Annotated in this window: 5 protein-coding genes; 2 read left to right on the top strand and 3 right to left on the bottom strand. The window is 73.0% G+C overall.

Annotated features, from left to right (window positions below; all coding sequences use genetic code 11):
* Positions 1-56 precede the first annotated feature (56 nt).
* Positions 57-368 carry a hypothetical protein gene (locus ACFWEP_RS31915; RefSeq protein WP_387375366.1) on the bottom strand — a complete coding sequence of 104 codons (312 nt, stop codon included), beginning with the start codon at positions 366-368 and terminating at the stop codon, positions 57-59.
* Positions 369-499: 131 nt separating this feature from the next.
* Between ACFWEP_RS31915 and ACFWEP_RS31910 the strand changes: the two genes are divergently transcribed.
* The gene (locus ACFWEP_RS31910; protein WP_387375364.1) at positions 500-862 is read left to right on the top strand and encodes an ArsC/Spx/MgsR family protein; all 363 of its coding nucleotides are present in this window, start codon (positions 500-502) and stop codon (positions 860-862) included.
* Between the two features lie 38 nt (positions 863-900).
* On the opposite strand, the gene ACFWEP_RS31905 is transcribed toward ACFWEP_RS31910, so the two are convergent.
* Together ACFWEP_RS31905 and ACFWEP_RS31900 are read right to left on the bottom strand one after the other, a co-directional pair.
* Complete coding sequence (locus ACFWEP_RS31905) at positions 901-2,229, bottom strand: hypothetical protein (RefSeq protein ID WP_387375363.1); 1,329 nt, start codon at positions 2,227-2,229, stop codon at positions 901-903.
* 171 nt (positions 2,230-2,400) lie between these two features.
* Positions 2,401-3,336, bottom strand: a complete 936-nt coding sequence (locus ACFWEP_RS31900) for a Gfo/Idh/MocA family protein (protein ID WP_387375361.1) — start codon at positions 3,334-3,336, stop codon at positions 2,401-2,403.
* A gap of 277 nt (positions 3,337-3,613) precedes the next feature.
* On the opposite strand from ACFWEP_RS31900, the gene glnII reads away from it, so the two are divergent.
* Entirely contained in the window at positions 3,614-4,633 is a 1,020-nt protein-coding gene (gene glnII, locus ACFWEP_RS31895) for a glutamine synthetase (RefSeq protein WP_387375360.1), read from the top strand.
* Positions 4,634-4,656: the final 23 nt, after the last annotated feature.

Genomic DNA, 4,656 nt, shown 5'->3' with positions numbered 1-4,656 from the left:
GCCCCCGGAGGACCGGGGGCGGGGTGTCTCCGTGCTGACCGGAGTCGGGGTGCGGCTCAGCGGCCGTGGCGGATCAGGGTGCGGACCATGCGGCAGGTGAGGTCGGAGGGCCGGTGGATGCCGAGGCGCTCGGCGGCGCGGCGTATGCGGCGGTTGCTGGCGCTGGAGGGCTGGTAGACGCCGGAGTCGAGCAGGGCGATCGTCAGCCGCATGGCCTTCAGCCGACGGTTGTGGGCGACGTACCACTCTCGGGGGCGGCCCGCCGGGAGCCTCTTCTTGGGCTGCGGCGCGGCGAACGGCTGCATCGGTAGGAACGGGGCGTGGAGCGTCGGGTCGAGCGGCTTGGTCGTGACTGCGGCGACGGCCATCGGCAACCTCCTGGCGCGGTGGTGGAACCCTCACGAACTACTTTCATTTTACCGCCTCGCACTGACAATCGCCCCTGGCCAGAGGGGATTTCGGCCGTCCGCCGCTCCTTCCTCGGCCGTATCCTCGACCCATGGAGATCTGGATCAACCCGCAGTGCTCGAAGTGCCGGAGCGCCGTCTCGCTGCTGGACGCCCAGGGGGCGTCCTACACCGTGCGCAGGTATCTGGAGGACGTTCCGGCACCGGACGAGATCCGGGCGGTGCTGGACCGGCTCGGGCTGGAGCCGTGGGACATCACCCGGACCGGAGAGGCCGTCGCGAAGGAGCTGGGGATCGGCTCGTGGCCCCGGGAGGCGGCGGAGCGCGACCGCTGGATCGCGGCGCTCTGTGCCGAACCGGCGCTGATCCAGCGGCCGATCATCACCGCCGAGGACGGTACCGCCGTGGTGGCGCGCACGGAGGACGCGGTACGGGACGCGCTGGGGCGCCGCTGAGTTCCGCGGCGCCCCACCGTCCCCGTACCGGCGCCCCGTCAGCGCCCCGCCGGGCCGCCCGGGTCGGTGAGCCTGCGGCGGCGGGGCCGCCAGGACCCCTGCGCCATCGCCAGCGCGAGGCCGCCGATCGCCGTCAGGCCGGCGGCGGCGCCGAGGTATCCGGGACCGGCCCCGCCGGTCGCCGCGAGTTCGGGGGCCGTGCTGCCGACGGACGTGGACCCGCCGACGGCGCCCCCGCCGACGGCGCCCCCGCCGGTGGTCCCGGTCGTGGTCCCCGCGGTGGCTCCGCCCGACGTCGTGGACCCGGTGCTGCCCGTGCTGCCGCCGGCGGCCCCGTCCTCGGCCGGATTGACCACGATCTTCGCGGTGTTGTTGCCCGGCTCGTGGTCGAACGGCAGGGTGCCCGCCCGGTTCTCGCCCGGGACGAAGACGACCTCACCCGTGGCGTTCGGGACGACCTTGTCGATGCGCAGCGTGAACTCCAGGGCCAGCGTGGCGTTCTCTTCGACGTAGGCGTTCACGGTGCTGCACCTGTACGTCGTGGCGCCGGCCGCAGGGATCTCCTTCCCGTCCGGGCCGACCGGGTGGCAGACGTCGGGTGCGCGAGTGACCGTGGTGCCGGGCGGCACGCCGACGTCGAACACACCGATGGGCGTTTCCGTGTCGTTGTCGACCCAGGCCGGGCCGTGGTTGGCGAAGGTCACCGCCGCCTTGACGGTGTCGCCCTTCTCGCCCGTGACCTCGGCCCCGGTGAGGGAGAAGTCGGCGCTGCTCTCGGCCGTGATGTGGGTGAAGGGAAGCGCGTCGAGGTACTCGGCCCCGGCGGGCGGGGTCTCCTGCGCGACGAACCGCAACTCCTTGCCGACGCCGTCGCGCGAACCGGTGTGGAACACCGGCGAGTCGGCCTGGACGACCAGCGTGTACCACTCGTACAGCGCGCGCGGCTGCAGGGTCAGGGCGACCGGCTCCTCGGGGGCGTAGACGACTCCCGGTTCCAGGACCTGTTCGATGTCGCAGGTCGCCAGCGTCTGCGCGGGGCCCTCGTCCTGCGCGGGGATCTCTTCCTGCACGCAGTTGGAGTACTTCTCCGCGAACGCGGTACCGGTCGATCCGCCGATGTAGAGCGTCACCCGTCCGGCCGGCCCGTCGCCGGCGTTCTTCACCACGATCCGCAGCGGCACGGTGTCCCCCGGCTTCACCCCGGTGACGGGCGAGGGCTTGGCGAACTGCAGCAGCGGGGTGCCCGCCGCCTGAGCTGCCGATGCGGCCGGCCCGCCGCTTCCCCCGTCCGCGACGGCCGGCCCCGCCGACATCCAGGCCGCCGCCGCCAGTACGGCGATCAGCCCTCTTGCTCGCGTCCTGCCCACGGAACCCATCGTCCCTCCGAAGGGATGCGCCCGGGGCGCGTCCCTCGCGGCCCGTGCACACCCGGTTGATGCCTGAGAGACACGTCCGGACCCCGGACGGTTGTACGCCCGCGGCCGGTGCATCCCGGCACGCGCCGGTACGCCCGGGGCCGGCGCACGCCGGTACGCCGGTCACGATCCGGCGGGCACCGCCGGGCCGGCCGGGCCGAGCTGCGCTTCGGCCTCCGCGAGCAGTTCGGTCAGGCGCACCCCGAAACGCACGTCGCAGGGGTGCGGCTCCCCGGTGCGTACGGTTTCGGCCAGCGCGTCGACCGCTCCGGTGAAGGCGTCCAGCGCGCCGCCCCAGCGGGGCAGGTTCGCGACGCCGTGTTCGCCACGGAGTTCGATGTCGGTGCCGACGGCCCCGAGCGGGGCGCCCAGGCCGAGGGTCGCCGTGCTGGAGGCTCCCGAGGCGTGGCGGAGCACCAGGTGCACGGTGTCGGACGGACCCCGGACGGCTGTCAGTTCCGTGACGTCGCCGAGGACCGGGAGGAGTACGGAGAGGACGTGCGGGCCGACGTCCCAGAGGCCGCCCTTGTCGCGGCGCCACGGGGAGGCGGCGTACTCGCTGGTGGAGCCGGGCGCCCAGAGCGCGCCGAGCCACTGGCCGCGTGCGGTGAACCAGCCGTCCAGCGCGGCCTGTTCGGTGATCCAGGCGGCGGTCTCGGGGGCGAAGCGCAGGGTGCAGAAGACGACGGAGGCGACACCGGACCTGGCGGCCGCCTCGGCGACCTCGTGCGCGCCGGCCGCCGTGGTGGCGACCGGCTTGTCCAGCAGGAGGTGGCAGCCGGCGGCCGCCGCCCGGGCGGCGATCGGGGCCTGTACGTCCGGGGGCAGCGCGACGGCGACGGCGTCACTGGCGGCGAGCAGCGCGTCCAGGCCGTCGTCGCCGGCGAAGGCGGGGACGCCATGGGCGCCGGCCAGGGCGGTCGCCGCTTCGTGGCGGCGGCCCCACACCCCGCTCAGTTCGACGCCGGGGTGGGCGGCGAGGGCGGGGGCGTGGGTCCTGCGGGCCCACGGTCCGGTGCCGAGCAGTCCGATGCGCAGGGGGGTCGCGGAAGTCGTCATGCGTACCAGTGTGCGGGGCGGATCCCGCACGTCCCGAGGGCGCGGGCCCGTATACGACGGCACCGCCGGGCCGTGCGGGCGGCGGAGTGCGGGGCTCCGCCGTCGGCTCGATCCCGTACGGCCGGGAGCGTTGGCGGCGGGGTCGTTCCGCGGGTGTGACGCGCTTCACCCGCGGAAAACGTCGGTAACACGGGGTTCACATTCGGGCAACGGACGGGAAATCGCGCCTTGCGAAGCTCTGCGCATAGACCTCGCAGCACCGCAAAGGATGGCTTCCGTGACGTTCAAGGCTGAGTACATCTGGATAGACGGCACCGAGCCGACCGCCAAGCTGCGTTCGAAGACGCGGATCCTGGCCGACGGTGCGGAGCTGCCCATCTGGGGCTTCGACGGTTCGAGCACCAACCAGGCCGAGGGCCACGCCTCCGACCGGGTCCTGAAGCCCGTCTTCACCTGCCCGGACCCGATCCGCGGCGGCGACGACGTCCTCGTCCTGTGCGAGGTCTTCAACATCGACATGACGCCGCACCCGACCAACACCCGCGCCGCGCTGCGTCCGGTGGCCGAGCGCTTCGCCCCGCAGGAGCCGATCTTCGGCATCGAGCAGGAGTACACCTTCTTCTCGGGCCACCGTCCGCTCGGCTTCCCCGAGGGCGGCTTCCCGGCCGCGCAGGGCGGCTACTACTGCGGTGTCGGCTCCGACGAGATCTTCGGCCGCGACATCGTCGAGAAGCACCTGGACAACTGCCTCAAGGCCGGTCTCGGCATCTCCGGCATCAACGCCGAGGTCATGCCCGGCCAGTGGGAGTTCCAGGTCGGCCCGCTGTCCCCGCTGGAGGTCTCCGACCAGCTGTGGGTCGCCCGCTGGCTGCTCTACCGCACCGCCGAGGACTTCAACGTCTCCGCGACCCTCGACCCGAAGCCGGTCAAGGGCGACTGGAACGGCGCCGGTGCGCACACCAACTTCTCCACCAAGGCGATGCGTGAGGGCTACGACCCGATCATCACGGCGTGCGAGTCGCTGGGCGAGGGCTCGAAGCCGCTCGACCACGTCAAGAACTACGGCGCCGGCATCGACGAGCGTCTGACCGGTCTGCACGAGACCGCCCCGTGGAACGAGTACAGCTACGGCGTCTCCGACCGCGGCGCCTCGGTCCGCATCCCGTGGCAGGTCGAGCAGGACCAGAAGGGCTACATCGAGGACCGTCGCCCGAACGCCAACGTCGACCCCTACGTCGTCACGCGGCTGATCGTCGACACCTGCTGCACCGCGCTGGAGAAGGCCGACCAGGGCTGATCCCCCGCACCTCCCCGTACGAC

Origin of the sequence: Streptomyces sp. NPDC060198, assembly GCF_042728415.1 — a bacterium.
In the GTDB taxonomy this organism is placed as follows: Bacteria; Actinomycetota; Actinomycetes; order Streptomycetales; family Streptomycetaceae; genus Streptomyces.
The sequence above is the reverse complement of the archived record's forward strand: the minus strand, read 5'-3'. Positions and strand labels throughout refer to the sequence as shown.

Excerpts from the sequence above, each read along its gene's own strand:
- ACFWEP_RS31915 (WP_387375366.1), bottom strand. The coding sequence starts at position 368 with ATGGCCGTCGCCGCAGTCACGACCAAGCCGCTCGACCCGACGCTCCAC.
- ACFWEP_RS31910 (WP_387375364.1), top strand. The coding sequence starts at position 500 with ATGGAGATCTGGATCAACCCGCAGTGCTCGAAGTGCCGGAGCGCCGTC.
- ACFWEP_RS31900 (WP_387375361.1), bottom strand. The coding sequence starts at position 3,336 with ATGACGACTTCCGCGACCCCCCTGCGCATCGGACTGCTCGGCACCGGA.